Source organism: Cupriavidus sp. 30B13 (assembly GCF_049059565.2).
In the GTDB taxonomy this organism is placed as follows: domain Bacteria; phylum Pseudomonadota; class Gammaproteobacteria; order Burkholderiales; family Burkholderiaceae; genus Cupriavidus.
This window is the reverse complement of the sequence record NZ_CP188223.1, coordinates 1,553,113-1,575,685: the sequence shown is the minus strand read 5'-3', so window position 1 is coordinate 1,575,685 and position 22,573 is coordinate 1,553,113. Positions and strand designations below refer to the sequence as shown.

General features: G+C 68.8%; 23 protein-coding genes. 8 read left to right on the top strand and 15 right to left on the bottom strand.

Annotation, left to right across the window (positions count from 1 at the left end; genetic code table 11):
* Positions 1-45: 45 nt before the first annotated feature.
* On the bottom strand, positions 46-576 hold the full coding sequence (locus ACKI2N_RS07355; RefSeq protein WP_420992563.1) for an FKBP-type peptidyl-prolyl cis-trans isomerase: 531 nt from the start codon (positions 574-576) through the stop codon (positions 46-48).
* A gap of 11 nt (positions 577-587) precedes the next feature.
* On the opposite strand from ACKI2N_RS07355, the gene ACKI2N_RS07350 reads away from it, so the two are divergent.
* Positions 588-1,796 (top strand): JmjC domain-containing protein, encoded by a 1,209-nt coding sequence (locus ACKI2N_RS07350; protein WP_420992564.1) that lies wholly within the window; start codon positions 588-590, stop codon positions 1,794-1,796.
* A gap of 199 nt (positions 1,797-1,995) precedes the next feature.
* The gene (locus ACKI2N_RS07345; protein ID WP_420992565.1) at positions 1,996-2,223 is read left to right on the top strand and encodes a hypothetical protein; all 228 of its coding nucleotides are present in this window, start codon (positions 1,996-1,998) and stop codon (positions 2,221-2,223) included.
* Positions 2,224-2,336: 113 nt separating this feature from the next.
* On the opposite strand, the gene ACKI2N_RS07340 is transcribed toward ACKI2N_RS07345, so the two are convergent.
* The 8 genes from ACKI2N_RS07340 to ACKI2N_RS07305 all read right to left on the bottom strand — a co-directional run bounded on the left by ACKI2N_RS07340 (position 2,337) and on the right by ACKI2N_RS07305 (position 9,696).
* Entirely contained in the window at positions 2,337-3,125 is a 789-nt protein-coding gene (locus tag ACKI2N_RS07340; RefSeq protein ID WP_420992566.1) for an MBL fold metallo-hydrolase, read from the bottom strand.
* A 79-nt stretch (positions 3,126-3,204) separates the two neighbouring features.
* On the bottom strand, positions 3,205-4,422 hold the full coding sequence (gene bamC, locus ACKI2N_RS07335) for an outer membrane protein assembly factor BamC (RefSeq protein ID WP_420992567.1): 1,218 nt from the start codon (positions 4,420-4,422) through the stop codon (positions 3,205-3,207).
* A gap of 46 nt (positions 4,423-4,468) precedes the next feature.
* Entirely contained in the window at positions 4,469-5,353 is an 885-nt protein-coding gene (gene dapA / locus ACKI2N_RS07330; RefSeq protein ID WP_420992568.1) for a 4-hydroxy-tetrahydrodipicolinate synthase, read from the bottom strand.
* A gap of 150 nt (positions 5,354-5,503) precedes the next feature.
* Complete coding sequence (locus ACKI2N_RS07325) at positions 5,504-6,082, bottom strand: class I SAM-dependent methyltransferase (RefSeq protein WP_420992908.1); 579 nt, start codon at positions 6,080-6,082, stop codon at positions 5,504-5,506.
* Between the two features lie 14 nt (positions 6,083-6,096).
* Positions 6,097-7,299 carry a tryptophan--tRNA ligase gene (locus ACKI2N_RS07320; RefSeq protein ID WP_420992569.1) on the bottom strand — a complete coding sequence of 401 codons (1,203 nt, stop codon included), beginning with the start codon at positions 7,297-7,299 and terminating at the stop codon, positions 6,097-6,099.
* Positions 7,300-7,375: 76 nt separating this feature from the next.
* On the bottom strand, positions 7,376-8,041 hold the full coding sequence (locus ACKI2N_RS07315; RefSeq protein WP_420992570.1) for a site-2 protease family protein: 666 nt from the start codon (positions 8,039-8,041) through the stop codon (positions 7,376-7,378).
* 44 nt (positions 8,042-8,085) lie between these two features.
* Positions 8,086-8,709 carry an L-threonylcarbamoyladenylate synthase gene (locus ACKI2N_RS07310; RefSeq protein WP_420992571.1) on the bottom strand — a complete coding sequence of 208 codons (624 nt, stop codon included), beginning with the start codon at positions 8,707-8,709 and terminating at the stop codon, positions 8,086-8,088.
* Positions 8,710-8,850: 141 nt separating this feature from the next.
* On the bottom strand, positions 8,851-9,696 hold the full coding sequence (locus ACKI2N_RS07305; RefSeq protein ID WP_420992572.1) for a 3',5'-nucleoside bisphosphate phosphatase: 846 nt from the start codon (positions 9,694-9,696) through the stop codon (positions 8,851-8,853).
* Between the two features lie 184 nt (positions 9,697-9,880).
* Here ACKI2N_RS07305 and ACKI2N_RS07300 point away from each other — a divergent pair, with 184 nt between their 5' ends.
* Complete coding sequence (locus ACKI2N_RS07300; RefSeq protein ID WP_420992573.1) at positions 9,881-11,014, top strand: NAD(P)/FAD-dependent oxidoreductase; 1,134 nt, start codon at positions 9,881-9,883, stop codon at positions 11,012-11,014.
* Positions 11,015-11,032: 18 nt separating this feature from the next.
* On the opposite strand, the gene ACKI2N_RS07295 is transcribed toward ACKI2N_RS07300, so the two are convergent.
* Positions 11,033-11,926 carry an alpha/beta fold hydrolase gene (locus ACKI2N_RS07295; RefSeq protein ID WP_420992574.1) on the bottom strand — a complete coding sequence of 298 codons (894 nt, stop codon included), beginning with the start codon at positions 11,924-11,926 and terminating at the stop codon, positions 11,033-11,035.
* Between the two features lie 152 nt (positions 11,927-12,078).
* On the opposite strand from ACKI2N_RS07295, the gene ACKI2N_RS07290 reads away from it, so the two are divergent.
* Together ACKI2N_RS07290 and ACKI2N_RS07285 are read left to right on the top strand one after the other, a co-directional pair.
* Positions 12,079-13,812 (top strand): acyl-CoA synthetase, encoded by a 1,734-nt coding sequence (locus tag ACKI2N_RS07290; protein WP_420992575.1) that lies wholly within the window; start codon positions 12,079-12,081, stop codon positions 13,810-13,812.
* A gap of 516 nt (positions 13,813-14,328) precedes the next feature.
* On the top strand, positions 14,329-14,691 hold the full coding sequence (locus ACKI2N_RS07285; protein ID WP_420992576.1) for a hypothetical protein: 363 nt from the start codon (positions 14,329-14,331) through the stop codon (positions 14,689-14,691).
* Here the strand turns inward: ACKI2N_RS07285 and ACKI2N_RS07280 are convergent.
* Positions 14,685-15,572, bottom strand: a complete 888-nt coding sequence (locus tag ACKI2N_RS07280) for a ferritin-like domain-containing protein (protein WP_420992577.1) — start codon at positions 15,570-15,572, stop codon at positions 14,685-14,687. The genes ACKI2N_RS07285 and ACKI2N_RS07280 overlap by 7 nt on opposite strands.
* 153 nt (positions 15,573-15,725) lie before the next feature.
* Here ACKI2N_RS07280 and ACKI2N_RS07275 point away from each other — a divergent pair, with 153 nt between their 5' ends.
* The 3 genes from ACKI2N_RS07275 (at position 15,726) to ACKI2N_RS07265 (ending at position 17,843) form a co-directional block, all read left to right on the top strand.
* Complete coding sequence (locus tag ACKI2N_RS07275) at positions 15,726-16,250, top strand: gamma carbonic anhydrase family protein (RefSeq protein ID WP_420992578.1); 525 nt, start codon at positions 15,726-15,728, stop codon at positions 16,248-16,250.
* Between the two features lie 63 nt (positions 16,251-16,313).
* The gene (locus tag ACKI2N_RS07270) at positions 16,314-17,342 is read left to right on the top strand and encodes an Hsp33 family molecular chaperone HslO (RefSeq protein ID WP_420992579.1); all 1,029 of its coding nucleotides are present in this window, start codon (positions 16,314-16,316) and stop codon (positions 17,340-17,342) included.
* A 90-nt stretch (positions 17,343-17,432) separates the two neighbouring features.
* Positions 17,433-17,843 (top strand): hypothetical protein, encoded by a 411-nt coding sequence (locus ACKI2N_RS07265; RefSeq protein ID WP_420992580.1) that lies wholly within the window; start codon positions 17,433-17,435, stop codon positions 17,841-17,843.
* Between the two features lie 107 nt (positions 17,844-17,950).
* On the opposite strand, the gene ftsB is transcribed toward ACKI2N_RS07265, so the two are convergent.
* From ftsB to ACKI2N_RS07245, 4 genes are all read right to left on the bottom strand, one after another.
* Positions 17,951-18,292, bottom strand: a complete 342-nt coding sequence (gene ftsB, locus ACKI2N_RS07260; protein ID WP_420992581.1) for a cell division protein FtsB — start codon at positions 18,290-18,292, stop codon at positions 17,951-17,953.
* A gap of 86 nt (positions 18,293-18,378) precedes the next feature.
* Positions 18,379-19,668, bottom strand: a complete 1,290-nt coding sequence (eno, locus tag ACKI2N_RS07255) for a phosphopyruvate hydratase (RefSeq protein WP_420992582.1) — start codon at positions 19,666-19,668, stop codon at positions 18,379-18,381.
* A 326-nt stretch (positions 19,669-19,994) separates the two neighbouring features.
* Positions 19,995-20,867: a 3-deoxy-8-phosphooctulonate synthase gene (gene kdsA / locus ACKI2N_RS07250; protein ID WP_420992583.1), complete on the bottom strand. Its 873-nt coding sequence runs from the start codon at positions 20,865-20,867 to the stop codon at positions 19,995-19,997.
* 32 nt (positions 20,868-20,899) lie between these two features.
* Positions 20,900-22,552 (bottom strand): CTP synthase, encoded by a 1,653-nt coding sequence (locus tag ACKI2N_RS07245; protein WP_420992584.1) that lies wholly within the window; start codon positions 22,550-22,552, stop codon positions 20,900-20,902.
* Between the last annotated feature and the right edge of the window lie 21 nt (positions 22,553-22,573).

The following is a 22,573-nucleotide window of genomic DNA, read 5'->3' as shown; positions in this document are numbered from 1 at the left end:
GGCAGAGCCGGCTTTTCGGGAACGGACATGCGCGGCGGTGCGCACTCAGTGCAGCGTGCGCTTGTTGTCGTCCTCGTCTTCGTCCTCGTCCACCACCTCGATGCCCGAGGCGCCGTGGGCGTGGCCATGCTGGACTTCGTCGTCGGTGGCTTCGCGCACTTCGGACACCTGCAGCCAGAAGCGCAGCGCCATGCCGGCCAGCGGATGGTTGCCATCCAGCACGACCTTGTCCTGCGCCACGTCGGTCACCGTGTAGATGATCGAATCGTCCTCGTCGCCGTCCTCGGGCACGCCCTCGAACTGCATGCCGATCTCGAGCGGCTCGGGGAAGCGGTCGCGCGGCTCCACCTTGACCATCTCGGCGTCGTAATCGCCGAACGCTTCCTCGGGCTCGAGCTGGAGCTGGGTCTCGAAGCCGGCTTCGTGGCCTTCCAGCGCTTCCTCGATCTTGGGGAACGTGCCATCATAGCCGCCGTGCAAATAGACCATCGGCTCATCCGATTCCTCGATCAGATTGCCCTGCGCATCCGACAGCTTGTACACCACGGATACCACCGTGTTCTTAGCGATTTTCAATTCTTGACTCCATGAACGATTCCGCATTATACGCGCAGGCCTTGCCCCCCGGCCCCGTCGATCCCGACGTGCCGCTCCCCCTGCTGGGGGGCATGACGCCGGCCGCTTTCATGCGCGATATCTGGCACCGCAAGCCCCTGCTGATCCGACAAGCCATACCGGGAATCGTGCCGCCGGTATCGCGCGAGTCCCTTTTCGAACTGGCCGACCGGGACGACGTCGAGTCCCGCCTGGTGTCGCACTTCCGCAACCGCTGGAAGCTCGAGCAAGGGCCGTTCGCCGCCGACAACCTGCCGTCGCTCAAGGCGCGCCAGTGGACCCTGCTGGTGCAGGGCGTCAACCTCCACGATAGTGCAGCCGCGGCATTGCTGGGGCAATTCCGTTTCGCCCCCGACGCGCGCCTGGACGACCTGATGGTCAGCTACGCCACCGACGGCGGCGGCGTCGGCCCGCATTTCGATTCCTACGACGTCTTCCTGCTGCAAGTATCGGGCCGGCGGCGCTGGCGCATCTCGTCGCAGACCCGGCTCGACCTGGTGCCGGACCTGCCGCTGAAGATCCTGGCCGACTTCACGCCCGAGCAGGAATGGGTGCTGGAGCCCGGCGACATGCTCTACCTGCCGCCCCAGTATGCCCACGACGGCGTGGCCGAGGGCGAGTGCATGACCTACTCCGTGGGCTTCCGCGCGCCGGCCTACCGCGAGCTGGCGGGACATTTCCTGGCCTGGCTGTCGGAGACGGTCGAAGACAACGAAGACCTGGCGGGGCGCTACGCCGATCCGGGCGAACCCGCCACCGCGCGGCCGGCCCAGTTGCCGGCCAGCATGGTGCGCGCGGTGAGCGACCGCCTCAGTGCCCTGCGTTGGTCGGGTAGCATGATTTCCGAGTTTCTGGGCGCCCATCTTTCCGAGCCCAAGCCGAGCGTGGAATTCCCGGTGATACCCGAAATCACGCTGAAGAAATACACCAAGCTGGCACTATCTCACGGCATCGTGCTGGCGCCGGGATCGATCGCGCTGTACGACCGCACCCATTTCTTTATCAACGGGGAAGCCTACGAACCGCCCGCGGAACTGGCGCGCTGGCTGCGCCAGCTGGCCGACCGGCGCCACCTGAGTGCCGCGGAAGTGGCTGCCTGCGCCGATCTGCCCGACCTGATGGAGACCTTTCATCACTGGGCGCTGGAAGGATGGCTGCAATTTGCGCCATCGTCACTGTAATAAACCGTAACAACCAAAAACAGGAAAAGACATCGCTACACAAGCCGGGAAAACGCGGATATAATCGTCGGCTGGCTAGTACTGTGTACCACTGCATTTGTCGGCACCCGGGAGAGCCTCTATTTTGCAGTTCAAGAGCGATAATTACCGGTAATTATTCATCGCCTGTTTTTCTGTTATTAAAGTTAAAGGACGAACAATGAAGAAGTCTCTCCTGATCGCATCGCTGCTCGCCGCCGTTGCTCTCGCCGCTTGCGGCAAGAAAGAAGAAGCTGCTGCTCCCGCACCGGAAGCTTCGGCTCCCGCCGCTGCTGCCCCGGCACCGGAAGCTTCGGCTCCCGCCGCCGCTCCGGCTGACGCATCGGCCCCGGCCGCTGACGCTTCGGCTCCCGCTGCCGACGCTTCGGCTCCGGCTGCCAAGCAGTAATCGGTCTCGACCGATGAAAAAGCCGACCTTCGGGTCGGCTTTTTTGCGTCCATGATTTCCGTGGCATACCGGCCACACTTGCGCCAGCGCGCTGCCATCGCCTCTCGCGCCGCTCAGGCCCTGACCGGCTGCCACCCCAGCCCTTCGTGCTGGTCCGCCACCAGGATCTCGCTTGCCGCCCCGGCAAGTGCCTCCGACAACGCCTGGATCGCCAGTGCCGGCGTATTGTTCTGCTGGCTCAGGTGCGCCGCCACCACGCGCTGCAGCCCCGCGTGCGACACGCGCGCCAGGATCCCGGCCGCGACCTCGTTGGCAAGGTGGCCGAAATCGCCGCCGACGCGCCGCTTCAGCGACGCCGGATAGGCGGAATTGCGCAGCATCTCGCGGTCGTGGTTGCACTCGAGCACCAGCGCGTGCAGGCCGGACAGGCGCGCGGTGATGTAAGGGGTTTCCATGCCGGCGTCGGTCAGCACGCCGAGCCTGGCGTCGCCGTCGCTGAGCACGAACTGGAGCGGCTCGCGTGCATCGTGCGGCACCGTGTACGGCAGGATCTGGAGAGCGCCGATGGACAGCGGGTGGTCGGCGCAGCAGACCCGCACATCGGCCGTTTCCGCCCCGCGCAGATGCGAGGTGGCAAGCCAGGTGCCATGGCTGGTGTAGACCGCGAGGTCATGGCGCGATGCGAACGAGTAGGCCGAGCCGACGTGATCGCCGTGTTCGTGCGTGACCAGCACCGCATCGAGCTGGTCCGGCGCGATGCCGAGCCGCTCGAGCCGGCGCGCGGTCTCGCGGATGCCGAACCCGCAGTCGAGCAGCACCCGCGTGGTGGCGGTGCCCTCGCGTGCTTCGATCAACAGGGAGTTGCCCTCGCTGCCGCTGCCGAGAAAGGCGAAGCGCATCATGCGCCGGCCTCGCGCGGCAGCTGGCGGGAGCCTCCCGCGGCAGGACGCCGCGGGTATGCTGGCACGACCGGCACCGCGCTTAGCGCAGTTGCTCGTCGAGCAGCGAGAGGATGCGCTTGCCGACCTCGGTGCTTTCCGGCTGGCCGGCGTCGTTCTGCACCGTCACCGTGGTGCCGGTGCCGTCGCCCTTGAGCGCCACGCGGTACTTCTTCGCGCGCTTGCTGTCTTCGGAGCCGGTCTTGACGAACAGCTTGGAGAAGAAGCCGCGGTTGTCCACGGTGTCGCGCGGGTCGACGTAGCGCACGTAGTACAGGCCCTGCGCGCGGTCGCGGTCTTCCACCGTGAAGTTGACGCGGTCCAGCGCCAGTCCCACCGAGCGCCAGGCGCGGTCGAACGGTTCGGCCAGCTGCAGCGCCTGGCTGCCGTTGACCTGGGTCAGGTTGCTGCCGGCGGCAGGCGCCTTGGCCGCCACCGCGGGTGCCGCGGCAGCGCCGGCCGCCGCTGCCGGAGCAGCGGTGCTGTTCTTGGCCATGCGGTCGGCCTGCTCCTTCTGCACGCCGAGGCGCTGCGCGAAGCGCGACAGGAATTCGGCTTCCAGCTCGGGATCGGACGGACGCGGGGTCCACACCGTCTGCGACTTGTCGATGCCGGTCAGCTGTTCCTGCGCGCCGCGGTGGCTGATGAAGACTTCCAGGTTGCCGTTCTGCGAGCGCTCCAGGCGCGTGCGGAACTTGTCGCGCTCGGAGGTCGAGTACAGGCCGTCGAACACCTTGCCGATGGTGTTGCGGATGAAGTCCTGCGGGATCTTGGCGCGGTTCTCGGCCCAGTCCGTTTCCATGATGCCGGTCTCGGGCGAGTCCTGCACCAGCAGGAAGCCGCTCTCTTGCCAGAACTCGCGCAGCGACTGCCACAGCTGGTCCGCGCGCATGCCGTTGCTGATCACCAGCCAGCGCTGGTTGCCGTCGCGCTCCATGCGCACGCCCTGCGTGGCCGGCAGCACGTTCTCGGTGCCGACCTGCTGTTGCGCCGTCTTGGTCGACTGGTTGTAGGTCGACAGCGTCGAGGTGCCGTTCTGGTCGGGCACGGAGTAGCGGCGGTCGCCTTCGATCTTGGTCAGGTCGGGCGGCACGTCCAGCGTGGAGGTGCGCTTGGCGTTGGCCTTGTAGTCGATCTTGTCCGGCGACATGGCATCGTTGATGCTGCTGCAACCGGACATCGCGCTTGCCACCAGCACGGGCAAGACCAAGGCGGCACGGCGAACTTGCGTCGCGCCGTGGCGGTTAAGCTTGAGTTTCATTGACACGCAATCCTAGTTGATGGGACAACGGCAGGGTACCGAGGGATCAGCCGAGCAGGCCGGCATCCGACAGCGCCTTGCGCACCACGTCGTGGTATTCCGGTGACAGCGGGGTGAGCGGGAGGCGGATACCGCCCTGCATCTTGCCCATTTGCTGGAGTGCCCACTTGACGGGAATCGGGTTGGCCTCGACGAACATCGCCTTGTTCAGCGCAACCAGTTCCATGTGGATGCGACGCGCGGTGATAGCGTCGCCCTTCAGGGCGGCCACGCACAATTCATGCATCTTGCGCGGCGCCACGTTGGCCGTGACCGAGATGTTGCCATGGCCGCCGAGCAGCATCAGGGCAATCGCGGTGGGATCGTCGCCGCTATAGATGGCGAAGCCTTCCGGGGCATCCTTGATCAGCTGCGCGGCACGATCGATATTGCCGGTGGCTTCCTTCACGCCGACGATGCCCGGCACCTGCGCCAGGCGCAGAATGGTCTCGGGCTGCATGTCGGCCACCGTGCGGCCCGGCACGTTGTACAGCACCACGGGCAGCTCCACGCTTTCCGCGATGGTGCGGAAATGGCGGTACATGCCTTCCTGGGTCGGCTTGTTGTAGTAGGGCACGACCTGCAGCGAGGCATCGGCGCCGACCCGCTTGGCGAAGGCGGTCAGTTCGATCGCCTCGCTGGTGGAGTTGCCACCGGTGCCGGCGATGATCGGGATGCGCTTGTCGGCCTGCTCCACGGCCACGCGGATCAGCTCGCAGTGCTCGTCCACCGTCACGGTGGGCGACTCGCCGGTGGTGCCGACGATCACGATGCCGTCGGTGCCCTCGGCCACGTGCCAGTCGACCAGGGCGCGCAGCGCGGGGAAATCCAGGCTGCCATCTTCCTGCATCGGCGTCACGATCGCGACGATGCTGCCGTTAATCTGTGTCATAACGTATGAGAATTCGGGAAACGAATACCGCGATTGTACCGGATAGCCCGGGCCTTCCGACCGCCCCTTCGACCGGGGAAAACCCACGCCGGTTCAACGCGTGAAGTCCGGGTCTCGCCGATCGGGCGGGCAAATAGCCCCGGCCGCACTTCAGGCAGGCAGGCGATAGCGCGGCGGCGCGCCGCCGCTTGCCTGGCCGCCGCCGCCCGCCACCTCGCGGACCGCGCACAGGCGCTGCACAAAGGCAGCTCTAGGCACTTCGAGCATACCATCTTCATAACCGACCACGCGCAGGCTGCCGCGCACGGCTTCCAGCAGCTCGCCCGGCCTGAGCAGGAAGTCCGGGTTGGACGGCTTGCCCACGGTCTCGTTGCCGGCCGAGAAGGTCTCGTAGATCAGCACGCCGCCCGGCGCCAGCGCCGCGACCAGGTGCGGCCACAAGGGCCGGTGCAGGTAGTTGGTCACCACGATGGCGTCGAACGGCGCGCGGCCGGCCAGCGGCCACGTGCCCTGCTCCAGGTCGGCCTGCTGCGTCTCGATGCCCGCGGCCAGCGCGGCCAGCGACGCGCCGTCGCGGTCGACGCCCAGCACCGCGTGACCGCGCGCGGCGAACCACGCCGCGTGGCGGCCGCTGCCGCAGGCCAGGTCGAGCACGCGGCCGCCCGCGCGCACCAGGTGCGCCCAGCGCAGCACCCACGGCGACGGCGGCGCGGGCGCATGGTGCGGCATGGTGCCGGCCACGTTCACCGGTACCCCAGTCCCATCGCGGCGCGCACGTCGCCCATGGTCTCGCGCGCGACCTGGCTGGCCTTGTCGCAGCCGTGCGCGACGATGGCGCGCAGCAGCGCGGGGTCGTCCATATACTTCTGCGCGCGCTCCAGCATCGGCTGCTGCTCGCGCAGGATGCCGTCGATCACGGGCTGCTTGCATTCGATGCAGCCGATGCCGGCGCTGCGGCAGCCCTTTTCCACCCACTCGCGCGTGGGCACGTCCGAGTAGACCTGGTGCAGCTGCCACACCGGGCAGCGCGCCGGCTCGCCGGCGTCGGTGCGGCGCACGCGCGCGGAATCGGTGGGCATGGTGCGCACTTTCTTCTCCACCGAGGCCTTGTCCTCGCGCATGCGGATGGTGTTGCCGTAGGACTTCGACATCTTCTGGCCGTCCAGCCCGGGCATGCGCGAAGCCGCGGTCAGCAGCGCCTGCGGCTCGACCAGGATGGTCTTGCGCGAGCCGCCGAGGTAGCCCAGCAGCAACTCGCGGTCTTCGGCGGCCAGGCTCTGCGACTGCGCGACCAGCGCCGCGCCCTCTTCCAGCGCCTCGGCCTTGCCCTGCTCCTGGTAGGCCCGGCGCAGCTCGAGATAGGCCTTGGTGCGCTTGCCGCCCAGCTTCTTCGCGGCCTCCTGCGCGCGCTCCTCGAAGCCCGGCTGGCGGCCGTACAGGTAGTTGAAGCGGCGCGCGATCTCGCGCGTGATCTCCACGTGCGGCACCTGGTCCTCGCCCACCGGCACGCGGCCGGCGCGGTAGATCAGGATGTCGGCCGCCTGCAGCAGCGGGTAGCCGAGGAAGCCGTAGGTGGACAGGTCCTTGTCCTTGAGCTTCTCGATCTGGTCCTTGTAGGTCGGCACCCGCTCCAGCCAGCCCAGCGGCGTGCCCATCGCCAGCAGCAGGAACAGCTCGGCGTGCTCGGGCACGCGGCTCTGGATGAACAGCGTGGCGCGCTCGGGATCGACGCCGGCCGCGAGCCAGTCGATCAGCATCTCCCACACCGACTCGCCGATCACCTCGGGCGATTCATAGTGGGTGGTCAGCGCATGCCAGTCCGCCACGAAGAAGAAGCACGGATATTCGGCCTGCAGCTGGACCCAGTTTTTCAGGACGCCGTGGTAGTGGCCCAGGTGCAGCGCACCGGTAGGCCGCATGCCGGAGAGAACGCGGTCGGGAAACATGTCTGTCTGTTCTTTTGATGGGGATTCGGGACTCGGTACGGCGCATGCAGCGTGCCGGGCGCGGCCCGGCGGCCGGCTATTGCACCAGCGCCAGGATCGGCTGCAGCATCAGCTGCACCAGCCCGCTGAGCGCACCCATCACCGGCTGCATCCATACCTTGGTGATCACGCCGGCGGCCACCAGCGCCAGCACCACGAAGATGCCGTAGGGCTCGATGCGCGAGATGGCATGGGCCAGCCGCTGCGGCAGCAGCGCGGTCAGCACCCGGCCGCCGTCGAGCGGCGGCACCGGGAACAGGTTGAAGGCGGCCATCACCAGGTTGACCAGCACGCCGGCGCGCGCCATCTGGCTGAAGAACGGCTCCTGCACCTGCGCCAGCACCAGCCCCACGGCCACCAGCGCCCACAGGAAGGCCTGCAGCACGTTGCTGCCGGGCCCGGCCAGCGCCACCCACATGCCGTGCCAGCGCGGATTGCGCAGGCGGTCGAAGGCGACCGGCACCGGCTTGGCGTAGCCGAACACGAACTGGCCGCTGGTCATGAAATAGAGCAGCAGCGGCACCGCGATGGTGCCGATGGGATCGATGTGCCGGGCCGGGTTGATGCTGACGCGGCCCATCATGTAGGCGGTGCTGTCGCCGAACAGCTTGGCCACGTAGCCGTGGGCGGCTTCGTGCAGCGTGATGGCGAACAGGACCGGCAAGGCATAGACCGCAAGGGTCTGAATCAGGGAAGAATCCATGGGGCGCTATTGTACCGGGCCGCGCGCGGCGCGCGCACCGGCGTTCAGAGGCCGAAGCGCTCGATGTCGCCGCGCCCCTGCCGGATCAGCTCGGGCTCGCCGCCGGTCAGGTCGATCACGGTGGTCGGCTGCGCCGGCGCGGCGCCGCCGCAGATCACCAGCTCGAGCTGCTTCTCCAGGCGGGCGCGGATCACCTCCGGCTCGTTGAGCGGGGCGTCGTCGCCGGGCAGCTGCAGCGTGGCCGAGATCAGCGGCTCGCCCACCTCGGCCAGCAGCGCCAGCGGGATCGGGTGGTCGGGCACGCGCACGCCGATGGTCTTGCGCGCCGGGTGCGACAGCCGGCGCGGCACTTCCTTGGTGGCTTCGAGGATGAACACGTAGGGCCCGGGCGTGGCGCCCTTGAGCCAGCGGTACTGCCGGTTGTCGACGCGCGCGAAGTTGCCCAGCTCGGACAGGTCGCTGCACATCAGCGTCAGGTGGTGCTTGTCGTCGATGCCGCGCAGGCGGCGCAGGCGCTCCACCGCGGCCTTGTCGTCGAGCCGGCAGGCCAGCGCGTAGCTCGAGTCGGTCGGCAGGGCGATCAGCCCCCCCTGCCCGATGATCTGCGCGGCCTGCTTGATCAGCCGGGCCTGCGGATTGAGCGGGTGGATATCGAAGTATTGGGACATGGGGGCGCGAAGGGCAAATGGCCGCCGGCCCGGCGCGAAGGCAGCGGGTACGCCGGGCGGGTTCTGCGAAGGGGAAAGTCGGGCGGTGCGCATGACGGGCGGGGGCCATCGGAGCGCCGGGCGGCCGCGGGCCGTGCCGGCTTACCAGTCATGCCATACCGGCGTGACCGACGGCGGCAGCGGCGGCAGCGCGCCCAGCTCGGTGCGCCCTTCGCCGGGGCCGTGGAAATCGGAGCCGCGCGAGGCCAGCAGGCCGTAATGGCGCGCGACGTCGGCGTACTGGCGGAACTGGTCGGGCGTGTGGCTGCCGGTCACCACCTCGACCGCCGCGCCGCCGAGCTGCACGAACTCGTCGAACAGCGCGTCGTGCTGGAGCTGGGTGTAATCGTAGCGGCCCGGATGGGCCATCACGGGGATGCCGCCGGCGGCCCGGATCCAGCCCACCGCGTCGGCCAGCCGGGCCCAGCGGTGCCCGACATAACCCGGGCGCCCTTCGCCGAGGTATTCGCTGAACACGTCGCCGATGGTCTTGCAGCGCCCCTGGTCCACCAGCCAGCGCGCGAAATGCGTGCGGGAGATCAGGTCCGGGTTGCCGACATAGCGCAGCGCGCCTTCGTAGGCGCCCTCGATGCCGATGGCGGCAAGCGCCTCGCCGATGTCCTGCGCGCGCGCCGCGCGCCCCGAGCGCGTGTCCGCCAGGCCCTGGACCAGCGCCGGGCAGGCCGGGTCGATCTGCAGCCCGACGACATGCACGGTCTGGCCGGCCCACGTCACCGAGATCTCCACGCCCGGCACGAAGCGCATGCCGAGTGCCTCGGCGGCGGCGCGCGCCTCGAGCTGGCCGCCGGTCTCGTCATGGTCGGTCAGCGCCCAGAAAGCCACGCCGCCCGCATGGGCGCGCGCGGCCACCTCGCGCGGCGACAGCATGCCGTCGGACACGGTGGAGTGGCAATGAAGATCTGCGTTGATGGCGTGAGGGTTCTGCATGCCGCCATTCTACTCCGGCGGCAGCGGCGCAGGCGTGAGGCGGCACACACAGCGCCGCCCGCCGCGCGCGGGCGATAGCCCTGCCGCCAACGCTGGCGTCGGGTGCCGCCGCCGTGCCGCGCGGTATAGTTGGGGCCTTTCGATCTTCCCGCCCGGCGGCGCCAAGCGCGCCGCCCGCAACGCCATGCCGACCGACGCTTCCGCCACCCCAGCCAGCTCCGCCAGCGCCGACTGCGCCCCGGGCGCCAATGTGACCCGCACCGACGTGCTGATCGTCGGTGCCGGCCCGGTCGGCCTGTTCGCGGCGTTCCAGGCCGGCGTGCTGGGCCTGCGCTGCGAACTGGTCGACGTGCTCGACCGGGCCGGCGGCCAGTGCACCGAGCTTTACCCCGAGAAGCCGATCTACGACATCCCCGCGGTGCCCGGCTGCCTGGCGCAGGACCTGGTGGACCGGCTGCTCGAACAGTGCGCGCCGTTCGCGTTCCCGATGCACTTCAACGAGCGCGCCAGCGGCCTCGAGGACATTGCCCCCGCCGCGCTGGCCACGCCCGGGGCCGGCCATGCGCATCCGCCCCGCCTGCTGGTCACCACCGACGGCGGCAAGCGCTTCGACGTGGCCGCCGTGCTGGTCTGCGCCGGCGCCGGCGCGTTTGCCCCGCAACGCGTGGCGCTGCCCGAGGCCGCCGCGCTGGAAGGCCGCCACCTGCACTACGCGGTGCGCGACGTGGCGCGCTTCGCCGGCAAGCGCGTGGTGGTGGCCGGCGGCGGCGATGCCGCGCTGGACTGGGCGCTGGCGCTGCGCAAGGTGGCCGCGCGCGTCACCCTGCTGCACCGCCGCGAAGGCTTCCGCGCCGCCGACGGCACGGTGGCGGAAATGCGCGCGGCCGTGGCGGCCGGCGAGATGGATTTCGTGGTAGGCATGCTGGGCGCGCTGAAGACCGGGGACGGCACCCCGGCCGGCCCCCTCGCCGGCGTGGACATCCGCACGCGCGAGGACACCGTGAGCCTGCCCGCGGACGAGCTGGTGGCGCTGTACGGCCTGGTGTCCGAGCCGGGCCCGATCGCGCACTGGGACCTCGACATGCGCGCCGGGCGCATCGTGGTGGACACCACCACCTATGAGAGCTCGCGCCGCGGCATCTTCGCCGCCGGCGACATCGCCTTCTACCCGAACAAGCAGAAGCTGATCCTGTCGGGTTTCCACGAAGCCGCGCTGGCGCTGCGCAAGGCCTATCACTACGCCTTCCCGGAAAAGGCGCTGGTGCACGTGCACACCAGCAACAACGCCGCGCTCAAGGACAAGCTGACGCACGCCTGAGCGCGGCGCGGGCGCGCGTCACGCGCAGAAGCCGTCGACCAGCGCCGCCACCGCGCGCGGCTGGTCGTGGTGCAGCATGTGGCCGGCGTCGTCGATCACCGCCGCGCGGAAATCGCGGAAGGCCTGGAAGCGCTGCCTGAATTCGTCGAGCGGCTGCCCGCGCGCGATATGGCTCAGCGTCTGCGAGTCGCGCGCCTCCACATGCAGCACCGGCGCGGTGGCCTGCGCCCAGATCGCCATCACTTCGTCGAGCCGGTAAAGCACCGGATTGACCATCTTGTGCGCGGGATCGCCCAGGATCTCCCAGCGGCCCTCGCCATTGCGCGCCGACCAGTGTTCGGCCAGGAAGGCGGCGCGGTCGTCGGGCAGGCGCGGGTTGGTCTTCTGCAGCCGCGCGGCCACGGCGGCCATGCTGTCGTAGGTCTTCAGCGCGGGAGGCTGGCGCAGTTCGTCGAGCCAGCGCGCATAGCGCCCCGGGGCCTGCCCGGCGTGCGCGCCGGTCATGCCGAAGCCTTCCAGGTCCACCACGCGGCGCACCCGCGCGGGACGGATGCCGGCGTAGAAACAGGCCACGTTGGCGCCCATGCTGTGGCCCACCAGGTTCACCGGCTCGCCGGGCTGGAAATGGTCGAGCACCGCCTCCAGGTCGGCGAGGTAGTCGGGAAACCAGTACGACCCGGTGCCCGGATGGCGGGTCGGCCAGCCGGTCTGGCCGAAGCCGCGCCAGTCCGGCGCGATCACGTGCCAGTCGCGCTCCAGCGCGTCCACCATGAACTGGAACGAGGCCGCCACGTCCATCCAGCCGTGCAGCGCGAACAGCTTCGGCGCGCCTGCGCGGCCCCAGTGGCGCACGTGCATGGCGAGCCCGCGCAACGTGATAAATTCCGAACGCGAGGTTTCTCTGATTGTCATGGTGGTCTCCCCCGGTGCCTTCCCGGCCGGCGCCTTCACCCGCGACAACGGGGAGGCGCGATAAAAATAGAACGATCGTTCGCTTTGGCGATTATAGCGGCACCCGCCGCCTTCCCGCTGCCGGGCGAACGCAAAGCAAACAGGAGACCTGCATGGCCGCAACCGCCCTGCCCGCAAGCCGGCGCGACGACTACCCCGCGCTGCACGAAAGCTTCCGCTGGCACGTGCCCGAGCATTTCAACCTGGCCGAGGCCTGCTGCGGCCGCTGGGCGCGCGATGCGGCCAGCGCCGGCCGCATCGCCGTCTACACCGAGCACGAGGACGGCCGCCGCGCCAGCCACAGCTACGCCTACATCCAGGCCGAGGCGAACCGCCTGTCGCACGCGCTGCGCGCGCTCGGCGTGGCGCGCGGCGACCGCGTCGGCATCGTCATGCCGCAGCGCATCGAGACGGTGATCGCGCATATGGCGATCTACCAGCTCGGCGCCATCGCCATGCCGTTGTCGATGCTGTTCGGGCCGGAAGCCCTGGCCTTCCGCTTCCGGCACAGCGAGGCGCGCGTGGCGATCGCCGACGAGACCGCCATCGACAACGTGCTGGCCGCCCGCCCCGAGTGCCCGGCGCTGGCCGCGGTGATCGGCGTGGGCGCGGCCGCCGGCCGCGCCGGGCTGGACTGGGACGCGCTGCTGGCGGCGCAACTGCCGGACTTCACCGCCGAGCAGACCAAGGCCGACGAAGCCGCGGTGCTGATCTACACCAGCGGCACCACCGGGCCGCCCAAGGGCGCCGTGCTCCCGCACCGCGCGCTGATCGGCAACCTGCCCGGCTTCGTCTGCTCGCAGAACTGGTATCCGCGCGAGGGCGACGTGTTCTGGAGCCCGGCCGACTGGGCCTGGACCGGCGGCCTGTGGGATGCGCTGATGCCGGCGCTGTACTTCGGCCAGTCCATCGTGGGCTACCAGGGCCGCTTTTCGGCGCAGCTGGCGTTCGAGCTGATGGAGCGCTACCGCGTCACCAATACCTTCCTGTTCCCGACCGCGCTCAAGCAGATGATGAAGACCTGCCCCGCGCCGCGCGCACGATACCGCCTGCACCTGCGCGCGCTCATGAGCGCGGGCGAGGCCGTCGGCGAGACCGTGTTCGCATGGTGCCGCGACGCGCTCGGCGTGGTGGTCAACGAAATGTTCGGCCAGACCGAGATCAATTACATCGTGGGCAACTGCACCGCGCAGAACGACGGCGGCGAGCTCGGCTGGCCGGCGCGCCCGGGCTCGATGGGCCGCCCCTATCCGGGCCACCGGCTGGCCGTGGTCGACGAAGACGGCCGGCCCTGCGCGCCCGGGGAAGCCGGCGAGATCGCCGTGTGCAGCACCGACCTGCACGGCCACCCGGACCCCGTGTTCTTTCTCGGCTACTGGCGCAACGAAGCGGCCACGCAGGCCAGGTACGTGGAGCACGGCGGCCTGCGCTGGTGCCGCACCGGCGACCTGGCGCGCGCCGACGCCGACGGCTACCTGTGGTACGAGGGGCGCGCCGACGACGTCTTCAAGTCGTCCGGCTACCGCATCGGCCCCAGCGAGATCGAGAACTGCCTGCTCAAGCACCCCGCGGTGTCGAACTGCGCCGTGGTGCCGTCGCCGGACCCCGAGCGCGGCGCCGTGGTGAAGGCGTTCATCGTGCTGCAGCCGTCGGTGGCCCGCTCCCCGCGCGCCGATGCCGACCTGACCGCGGAACTGCAGCAGCATGTGCGCGGCCAGCTCGCGCCCTACGAATATCCCAAGGCCATCGAGTTCATCGCGCAGTTGCCCATGACCACCACCGGCAAGATCCAGCGCCGCGTGCTGCGCGAGATGGAAGCGCAGCGCGGCGCCACGCCGCAGCGCTAGCCCCCCGGCCGGCTTCCGCCACCCGCCCCTTCCTCTTCTTCCCGCACCGGCCCGGCTGACCTCCGGGCCGGCGGGATGCCTGCGTCAAGTATTCGCGAAAGTTGACGTTAGCGGAGATATGCGTCCGCTTTTCGTTTGCGCATTTCCTGTGCAAGCCGCGCCGGCAGTCCAGGCATGGCTGGCCCATTGCCCTGAATAACTTGGCGCTTCTCTTATTTATAAGATAAGTCTTAAAGAAAAATCACCGCAGGCATTTCACGGAAATGACCGCCCCGGGCATGCGCAGGGCTGGGACAAATCCGAGCCAGATGAAGATTCGTCCAATGGCAAGCCAGCAGGAGTCAGTAGGAAGCGTCAGTTGACTTAGCACAATGGAAGAGAAATAGACGTAAGAAAATTCATCTTTTTCAGGTTGCACTTCCCAGAGGTGGAAAATAAACTTCCCAAAAAATAAGAAGAAATTTCTGATTAGGATTTACGAATTTTCCTGGGCTCAATGACCAAAAGGGGATCACCATGAGCACGCACGCACGCACCGGCAACGCCTCCATCCGCAACCTCAAGCACCGCCTGCCGCTGGCCCTGGCGTGCGCGCTGCTCTCGGTCCCGGCGTGGGGCGCCGGCGGCGTGATCGTCTTCCGCGGCGCCATCGTCGCGCCGTCGTGCATGACCCAGATGAGCGCCAGCTCCGGCAGCGCCTCGGTAAGCTGCCCCCAGAACGGCGCCCAGGCTGCCGAGTTCGCCGCCATGCCGCTGCTGCCGGGCACGTCCGTGCAGATGAAGTCCGCGCGCGCGTCCGTCCAGACGGCCCGCTTCGTGAGGGGAAACGGCCAGGACGCCGGCCAGCAAGGCCTGATCCTGGTCGCCGAGTACTACTGAGCGGCCTGCGCCTCGAGCCACGCCAGCTCGGCGTCGTCGAAGCCGGCCGCGCGGCGCGCGTCCAGGTTGAAGGGCGGGCGCAGGCGCGGCGCCTGGTAGCGTGCCGCCAGCTCGCCGTAGGCGGCGACCGGGTCAAGCCCGCGCCCGGCGCACAGCCAGCGGTACCAGCGGTTGCCGATGGCCACGTGCCCCACTTCGTCGCGCAGGATGATGTCGATGATGGCGGCGGCTTCGTGGTCGCCGGCGGCGGCGAGCCTGGCACGCACCGGCGGCGAGGCATCCAGCCCGCGCGCCTCGAGGGTGCGCGGCACCAGCGCCATGCGCGCCAGCACGTCGCCGGCGGTCTTGTCGGCCATCTCCCACAGGCTGTTGTGGGCCGGGAAATCGCCGTAGCCGGCGCCCAGCGTGCCGAGGTGGTCGGCCAGCAGCGTGAAGTGCAGCGCCTCTTCGTCGGCCACGCGCAGCCAGTCGCGGTAGAACTCGGCCGGCATGCCGCCGAAGCGCCAGAGGGCGTCGAGGGCGAGGTTGATGGCGTTGAATTCGATATGGGCCAGCGCGTGGATCATGGCCGCGCGCCCGGCCGGCGTGCGCAGCGAGCGGCGCCGCCCCACGCGCTGCGGCGCCACCAGTTCCGGCAGCGCCGGGCGGCCCGGCAGCGGCAGCGTGGCGGCGAGGGCTTCGCCGGCGCCGAGTGCCTCCGGCGCCATGCCTGCGGCCGCCTGGCGCATGCGGCGCGTGGCGGCCGCCTTCTGCCGGGCGTCGCACAGGCACAGGATGGCCAGCGCCTGGCGGCGCAAGGACAGGCCGGCGAGGTCCGGCAGGGCGGGAAATGCGGGGTCGGGCGCGTGGGCGGGGACGGTGTCGGTCAGGTTGGCTGCCATAAGCGTAAAATCCGGGTTGCCGCCATTGTAGGGTGCAGGGCCGGCCGTCTGCGCAGCCGGCGCGCCGCCTCGCCGTTCCGCCTCCCTCCAGGACTCTCTTTAAAGCCCGGCGGCAAACCCCATATACCCATACGAACTTGTGCAGGAGACTTCATGGCGCTTTACCAGCTCGGCGATATCGCCCCCACCATCGATCCGGACGCCTACGTGGCCGCCGAGGCCACCATCATTGGCAACGTGACGCTCAAGGCGCGTGCCAGTGCCTGGCCGGGCGTGGTGATCCGCGGCGACAACGAACCGATCGTGGTAGGCGAGTCCAGCAACGTGCAGGAGGGCACCGTGCTCCACACCGACCCGGGCTGCCCGCTGACCATCGGCGACAACGTGTCGATCGGCCACCAGGCCATGCTGCACGGCTGCACCGTGGGCGAAGGCTCGCTGATCGGCATCCAGGCCGTGATCCTGAACCGCGCGGTGATCGGCAAGGAATGCCTGGTGGGCGCGGGCGCCGTGGTCACCGAGGGCAAGGTGTTCCCGGACCGCTCGCTGATCCTGGGCGCGCCGGCCAAGGTGGTGCGCGAACTCACCGAGCAGGACGTGGCCAACCTGTACCGCAACGCCGAGACCTACGCCACGCGCCAGGCCATGTACAAGACGCAGCTCAAACGCATCGACTAAGACGCATCGACCAAGGCGCGCCGGCCAGGCGCCGTGCCCGCGCCGCTTTACCGACGGACCATCGTGACTGACACCACCTCCCCCGACACCCTGCAGAAATTCCTGTTCGACGCGGCTCCCGTGCGCGGCGAACTGGTGCGCATGCGCGCCACCTGGCAGGATGTGCTGCGCCGCAATCAATACCCCGCCCCGGTGCGCCGGCTGCTGGGCGAAATGATGTCCGCGGCCGCCCTGCTCACCGCCAACCTGAAGTTCAACGGCGCGCTGGTGATGCAGGTGCACGGCGACGGCCCGGTGCGCATGCTGGTGGTGGAATGCCTGTCGGACCTGTCGATGCGCGCCACCGCCAAGCTGGCCGAAGGCGTGCAGGTGGCCGACGACGCCACGCTGGCCGATCTGGTCAACGTGCACGGCGGCGGCCGCTTCGCCATCACGCTGGACCCGCAGGACAAGCTGCCGGGCCAGCAGGCTTACCAGAGCATCGTGCCGCTGGCCGACGCGCAGGGCGCCTTCACCTCGATGGCCGCGGTGCTCGAACACTACATGCACTCGTCCGAGCAGCTCGACACGCGCCTGTGGCTGGCCGCCGACGACCAGGTCGCCGCCGGCATGCTGCTGCAGAAGCTGCCCAGCTACGGCGGCACCATGGAAGGCCACGCGGGCCGCGGCCCGGCGCAGGTCGGCGAGACCGGCGCGCCGCTGGCCGAGAGCGCCCGCGCGCAGGACCTCGATACCTGGGACCGCGCCTGCCAGCTCGGCGCCACGCTGAAGACCGACGAACTGCTGGCCGAGACACCCGACACGCTGCTGCGCCGCCTGTTCTGGGAAGACCTGCAGGCCACCGGCCTGCGCGTGTTCGAGCCGCTCAGCCCGCATTTCAACTGCTCTTGCTCGCGCCCCAAGGTGGCCGGCATGCTGCAGAACCTGGGCCGCGCCGAGATCGAGAGCATCCTGGAGGAGCGCGGCAACGTGGAGATCCATTGCGATTTCTGCGGCCAGCAGTATCACTTCGACCCGGTCGACTGCGCGCAGCTGTTCGCGCCCGTGCCGGTCGCCACCGGCGCCGGCGACGGAGCCAGCCAGCAGCACTGAGCGGCGGGCACGGGCCAGGCCGCGGCGGAACCTTTGCACGCTCCGCCGCGGTCAAAGCATCAGCGACCCACCAGAGCCAGGGGAAATATCATGTCCGCTTCGTCTCCGAACCTGCTTCCCGCCGCGGCGCGGCGCCTGCCGCGCGCGTGCGGCGCGCTGCTGCTCGGTGCCGCGCTGCTCGGCGGCTGCGCCGGGCTGCCGCGCGACATCAACGGCTCGCCGCCGACCGCGCGGCTGATGCCCAACAGCATCCCGCCGGCACCGATCACCCCCGAGGAAAGCCAGAAGCTGGGCGCGCTGAACCGCGACATCCTGCGCGAGCAGGACGCCGCCATCGCGCGCCAGCAGCAGGCCGAAGCCTACGCGCGTGCCTATTACGCCTATCCGTCGCCGAGCTGGAACCTGTACTACGGCGGCTGGGGCGGCGGCCGCTGGGGTGGCGGCGTCGGCTTCAGCAGCGGCTATCCGGGCTGGGGCTGGGGCGGCTATCCGTACTGGTAGGCGGCAACGAATCGGCAACGAGTGCGCCCGCGGCATCACATGACGGTGACAGCGGGAACACAGGCGGTGCGTGGATGGTATCGGCGCCCGGAGCGGGCGCCGCGGTGCTAGTGATGGCCGGTGGCGGCCGGGGAATTGGGTGGCGGCGGCAGCGGCGGCGTGGCGCTGACCTTGGGCGCGGGCGCCACGAACTGCACGAACACCTCGCCGTCCTTGACCATGCCCAGCTCGTAGCGGGCACGTTCCTCGATGGCGCCGGTGCCGTCCTGCAGGTCCTTCACTTCCCCTTCCAGCTTGGCATTGCGCAGCTTGAGCGCCTGGTTGCGCGCACTCTGCTCCTGCACCTGCTTGTCCATCTCCCACACGCGCAGCCAGCCGCCCTTGCCCAGCCACAACGGGTACTGAATGGCCAGCAACAGCACGAACAGCAGCAGCGATATCAGGCGCATAGGGATTCCGGCGCTTTGAAGAGGAAGTCGGGTCCGTCGGCGCCGGCCGCGATACTGGCTATCCGCGGCCGGCGCATGACGCGGGCTTAGCGCAGATTATAGAAGGCGCTCTTGCCCGGGTAGCTGGCGATATCGCCGAGGTCTTCCTCGATGCGCAGCAGCTGGTTGTACTTCGAGATGCGGTCCGAACGCGACAGCGAGCCGGTCTTGATCTGGCCGGCGTTGGTGCCGACCGCGATGTCGGCGATGGTGCTGTCCTCGGTCTCGCCCGAGCGGTGCGAGATCACGGCGGTATAGCCGGCGCGCTTGGCCATCTCGATGGCGGCGAAGGTTTCGGTCAGCGTGCCGATCTGGTTGATCTTGATCAGGATCGAGTTGCCGATGCCCTTTTCGATGCCTTCCTTCAGGATCTTGGTGTTGGTGACGAACAGGTCGTCGCCCACCAGCTGCACGCGCTTGCCGAGCTTGTCGGTCAGCGTCTTCCAGCCTTCCCAGTCGCCTTCGGCCATGCCGTCCTCGATCGACACGATCGGGAACTTGTCGCACAGGTTGGCCAGGTAGTCGGCGAACTGGGTCGAGGTCAGCTTCAGGCCTTCGCCGTCCAGGTGGTACAGGTCCTCGCCCTCGCGGAAGAATTCGCTGGCGGCGCAGTCCAGCGCCAGCAGCACGTCTTCGCCCACGCGGTAGCCGGCCTTCTCGACGGCCTGCACGATGGTGTTCAGGCACTCTTCGTTCGAAGCGAAGTTCGGCGCGAAGCCGCCTTCGTCGCCCACCGCGGTGGACATGCCCTTGTCGGCCAGGATCTTCTTGAGCGCGTGGAACACCTCGGCACCGCAACGCAGGGCTTCGCGGAAGCTGGTCTGCGACACCGGCATGATCATGAATTCCTGGATGTCCAGGCTGTTGTTGGCGTGCGCGCCGCCGTTGACGATGTTCATCATCGGCACCGGCATCTGCATCGCGCCCGAGCCGCCGAAGTAGCGATACAGCGGCAGGCCGGCTTCCTCGGCGGCGGCGCGGGCCACGGCCATCGACACGGCCAGCGTGGCGTTGGCGCCCAGGCGGCTCTTGTTCTCGGTGCCGTCGAGGTCGATCAGGGTGCGGTCCAGGAAGGCCTGCTCGGACGCGTCCAGGCCCATGATGGCTTCGGAGATTTCGGTGTTGATGTGCTCGACCGCCTTCAGCACGCCCTTGCCCTGGTAGCGCGACTTGTCGCCGTCGCGCAGCTCGATGGCTTCGCGCGAGCCGGTGGAGGCGCCCGACGGCACCGCCGCGCGGCCCATCACGCCGGACTCCAGCAGGACGTCGCACTCGACCGTCGGGTTGCCGCGCGAGTCGAGAACCTCGCGACCGATGATATCTACGATTGCACTCATGAATTCCTCTCTGACTGTTTCGAATCTTGCTGCTGGCTCGCCGGCCGCGGCCGGCGAGTCGGGATCAAGCGCGGATGATGCCCTGCCAATATGTCAGGCGCCGTCCGCCACGATCATGTTCATGCTGGCGGCGTGCTCGCGTGCGGCACGCGCAGCACGATACTACTGATCGTATTGCCGGGGGTCCGTGACATCGACGTGGGCGATGATATCGCCTGCGGCCATGAAGTGTCTCCCAAGCTTTTGTATTGTCTTTCGATACGATTCGTCACCGGCCGGCGGCTTCCGTCGCCGGAGGCCGCCGGCGGCGCGGGGCGCGGCCAGGCTCAGGCGCAGGCCGCGGGCCAGCTGAAATTGTCTTCCAGGAAGCCGGCGCGCTTGGTCAGCGCGTCCAGGTCCTTGAGCACCGACAGCAGTTCCTTCATGCGCGACAGCGGCACCGCGTTGGGGCCGTCGGACATGGCCTTGCTCGGGTCCGGGTGCGTTTCCATGAACAGGCCGGCCACGCCGACCGCCACCGCGGCGCGCGCCAGCACCGGCACGAACTCGCGCTGGCCGCCCGAGCTGGTGCCCTGCCCGCCCGGCAACTGCACCGAGTGCGTGGCATCGAACACCACCGGGGCGCCGGTCTCGCGCATGATCGCCAGCGCGCGCATGTCCGAGACCAGGTTGTTGTAGCCGAACGAGACCCCGCGCTCGCAGGCCATGAAGCTGTCTTCCGGCAGGCCCGCCTCGCGCGCGGCGTCGCGGGCCTTGTCGATGACGTTCTTCATGTCGTGCGGCGCCAGGAACTGCCCCTTCTTGATGTTGACGGGGCGGCCGCTCTGCGCGCAGGCGCGGATGAAATCGGTCTGCCGGCACAGGAAGGCCGGCGTCTGCAGCACATCGACCACCGCGGCCACCGGCTTGACCTCGTCGATCTCGTGGATGTCGGTCAGCACCGGCACGCCGATCTCGCGCTTGACCGTGGCCAGGATCTCGAGGCCGCGCTCCATGCCCAGCCCGCGGAAGGTCCGGCCCGACGAGCGGTTGGCCTTGTCGAACGAGGACTTGTAGATGAACGGGATGCCGAGCGCGCCGGTGATCGCCTTGAGCTCGCCGGCGGTATCCAGCGCCATCTGCTCGGACTCGATCACGCACGGGCCGGCGATCAGGAAGAAGGGCTGGTCCAGGCCAGCCTCGAAGCCGCAGAGTTTCATCGCTAGTCTCCTGCTTGCGCGGTGCCGGGCCCTCAGGCCGCCTTGCTCTTCTGGCTGGCCAGCGCCGCTTCCACGTACGCCTTGAACAGCGGATGGCCGTCGCGCGGGGTGGAGGTGAATTCCGGGTGGAACTGCACGCCGACGAACCACGGATGCAGGCTGTCCGGCAGCTCCATCATCTCGGGCAGGTCTTCGGTGGGCGTGCGCGCCGAAATCACCATGCCCGCCTTTTCCAGCGTGGGCACGTAGTGGTTGTTGACCTCGTAGCGGTGGCGATGGCGCTCGTTGACCTCGGCGCCGTAGATCTGGCCGGCCTTGGTGCCCGCCTTGACCGGCACGCGCTGCGCGCCCAGGCGCATGGTGCCGCCCAGGTCGGAATCGGCCGAGCGCTGCTCGACCTTGCCTTCGCGGTCCACCCACTCGGTGATGAGCGCCACCACCGGGTGCTCGGTCTCGACGTTGAATTCGGTCGAGTTGGCGTCGGCCATGCCGGCCACGTGGCGGGCGAACTCGATCACGGCCAGCTGCATGCCCAGGCAGATGCCCAGGTACGGCACCTTGTTCTCGCGGGCGTACTGGATCGCGCGGATCTTGCCTTCCGTGCCGCGCTTGCCGAAGCCGCCCGGCACCAGGATGGCGTCCAGCGGCGCGAGCACTTCCAGGTGGCCCGACTCGAGCTCCTCGGAATCGATGTACTCGATGTTCACGCGGGTGGCGGTGTGCATGCCGGCGTGGCGCAGCGCCTCGATCAGCGACTTGTAGGACTCGGTCAGGTCCACGTACTTGCCGACCATGCCGATGGTGATCTCGTGCTGCGGATTCTCCTGGGCATTGACCAGGCGCTGCCACATGGAGAGATCGGCCGGCTTGGGATCGATGCGCAGTTCCTCGCAGATCAGGCGGTCGAGGCCCTGCTCGTTGAGCATCTGCGGGATCTTGTAGATGCTGTCCACGTCCCACACCGAGATCACGGCTTCCTGCGGGATGTTGGCGAACAGCGAGATCTTGGCGCGCTCGTCGTCCGGAATCGGGCGGTCGGCGCGGCACAGCAGCGCGGTCGGCGAGATGCCGATTTCACGCAGCTTCTGCACCGAGTGCTGGGTCGGCTTGGTCTTCAGCTCGCCGGCGCTGGCAATGAACGGCACCAGCGTCAGGTGCACGAAGGCAGCGTGGTTGCGGCCCATGCGCAGGCTCATCTGGCGCGCCGCTTCCAGGAACGGCAGCGATTCGATGTCGCCCACGGTGCCGCCGATTTCCACCAGCGCCACATCCGCCTTGCCGCCGTGCGAGGCGGCCGCGCCGCGCTCGATGAAGGCCTGGATCTCGTTGGTGATGTGCGGGATCACCTGCACGGTCTTGCCGAGGTATTCGCCGCGGCGCTCCTTGCGGATCACCGATTCGTAGATCTGGCCCGTGGTGAAGTTGTTCGACTTGCGCATCTTGGCCGAGACGAAACGCTCGTAGTGGCCGAGATCGAGGTCGGTTTCCGCACCGTCTTCCGTGACGAACACCTCGCCATGCTGGAAGGGGCTCATCGTGCCGGGGTCGACGTTGATGTAGGGATCTAGCTTGAGGAGGGTGACTTTGAGGCCGCGCGACTCGAGAATGGCCGCGAGCGAAGCAGCAGCGATGCCCTTGCCGAGAGAAGAGACGACGCCACCGGTGACGAAGACGAATTTGGTCATAAACCGAGCTTGCCGGGGAAA

Bases quoted from the DNA above. Each gene is read 5' to 3' on its own strand.
- ACKI2N_RS07350 (WP_420992564.1), top strand. From the start codon at position 588: ATGAACGATTCCGCATTATACGCGCAGGCCTTGCCCCCCGGCCCCGTC.
- ACKI2N_RS07345 (WP_420992565.1), top strand. From the start codon at position 1,996: ATGAAGAAGTCTCTCCTGATCGCATCGCTGCTCGCCGCCGTTGCTCTC.
- ACKI2N_RS07340 (WP_420992566.1), bottom strand. From the start codon at position 3,125: ATGATGCGCTTCGCCTTTCTCGGCAGCGGCAGCGAGGGCAACTCCCTG.
- bamC (WP_420992567.1), bottom strand. From the start codon at position 4,422: ATGAAACTCAAGCTTAACCGCCACGGCGCGACGCAAGTTCGCCGTGCC.
- dapA (WP_420992568.1), bottom strand. From the start codon at position 5,353: ATGACACAGATTAACGGCAGCATCGTCGCGATCGTGACGCCGATGCAG.
- ACKI2N_RS07325 (WP_420992908.1), bottom strand. From the start codon at position 6,082: ATGCCGCACCATGCGCCCGCGCCGCCGTCGCCGTGGGTGCTGCGCTGG.
- ACKI2N_RS07320 (WP_420992569.1), bottom strand. From the start codon at position 7,299: ATGTTTCCCGACCGCGTTCTCTCCGGCATGCGGCCTACCGGTGCGCTG.
- ACKI2N_RS07315 (WP_420992570.1), bottom strand. From the start codon at position 8,041: ATGGATTCTTCCCTGATTCAGACCCTTGCGGTCTATGCCTTGCCGGTC.
- ACKI2N_RS07310 (WP_420992571.1), bottom strand. From the start codon at position 8,709: ATGTCCCAATACTTCGATATCCACCCGCTCAATCCGCAGGCCCGGCTG.
- ACKI2N_RS07305 (WP_420992572.1), bottom strand. From the start codon at position 9,696: ATGCAGAACCCTCACGCCATCAACGCAGATCTTCATTGCCACTCCACC.
- ACKI2N_RS07300 (WP_420992573.1), top strand. From the start codon at position 9,881: ATGCCGACCGACGCTTCCGCCACCCCAGCCAGCTCCGCCAGCGCCGAC.
- ACKI2N_RS07295 (WP_420992574.1), bottom strand. From the start codon at position 11,926: ATGACAATCAGAGAAACCTCGCGTTCGGAATTTATCACGTTGCGCGGG.
- ACKI2N_RS07290 (WP_420992575.1), top strand. From the start codon at position 12,079: ATGGCCGCAACCGCCCTGCCCGCAAGCCGGCGCGACGACTACCCCGCG.
- ACKI2N_RS07285 (WP_420992576.1), top strand. From the start codon at position 14,329: ATGAGCACGCACGCACGCACCGGCAACGCCTCCATCCGCAACCTCAAG.
- ACKI2N_RS07280 (WP_420992577.1), bottom strand. From the start codon at position 15,572: ATGGCAGCCAACCTGACCGACACCGTCCCCGCCCACGCGCCCGACCCC.
- ACKI2N_RS07275 (WP_420992578.1), top strand. From the start codon at position 15,726: ATGGCGCTTTACCAGCTCGGCGATATCGCCCCCACCATCGATCCGGAC.
- ACKI2N_RS07265 (WP_420992580.1), top strand. From the start codon at position 17,433: ATGTCCGCTTCGTCTCCGAACCTGCTTCCCGCCGCGGCGCGGCGCCTG.
- ftsB (WP_420992581.1), bottom strand. From the start codon at position 18,292: ATGCGCCTGATATCGCTGCTGCTGTTCGTGCTGTTGCTGGCCATTCAG.
- eno (WP_420992582.1), bottom strand. From the start codon at position 19,668: ATGAGTGCAATCGTAGATATCATCGGTCGCGAGGTTCTCGACTCGCGC.
- kdsA (WP_420992583.1), bottom strand. From the start codon at position 20,867: ATGAAACTCTGCGGCTTCGAGGCTGGCCTGGACCAGCCCTTCTTCCTG.
- ACKI2N_RS07245 (WP_420992584.1), bottom strand. From the start codon at position 22,552: ATGACCAAATTCGTCTTCGTCACCGGTGGCGTCGTCTCTTCTCTCGGC.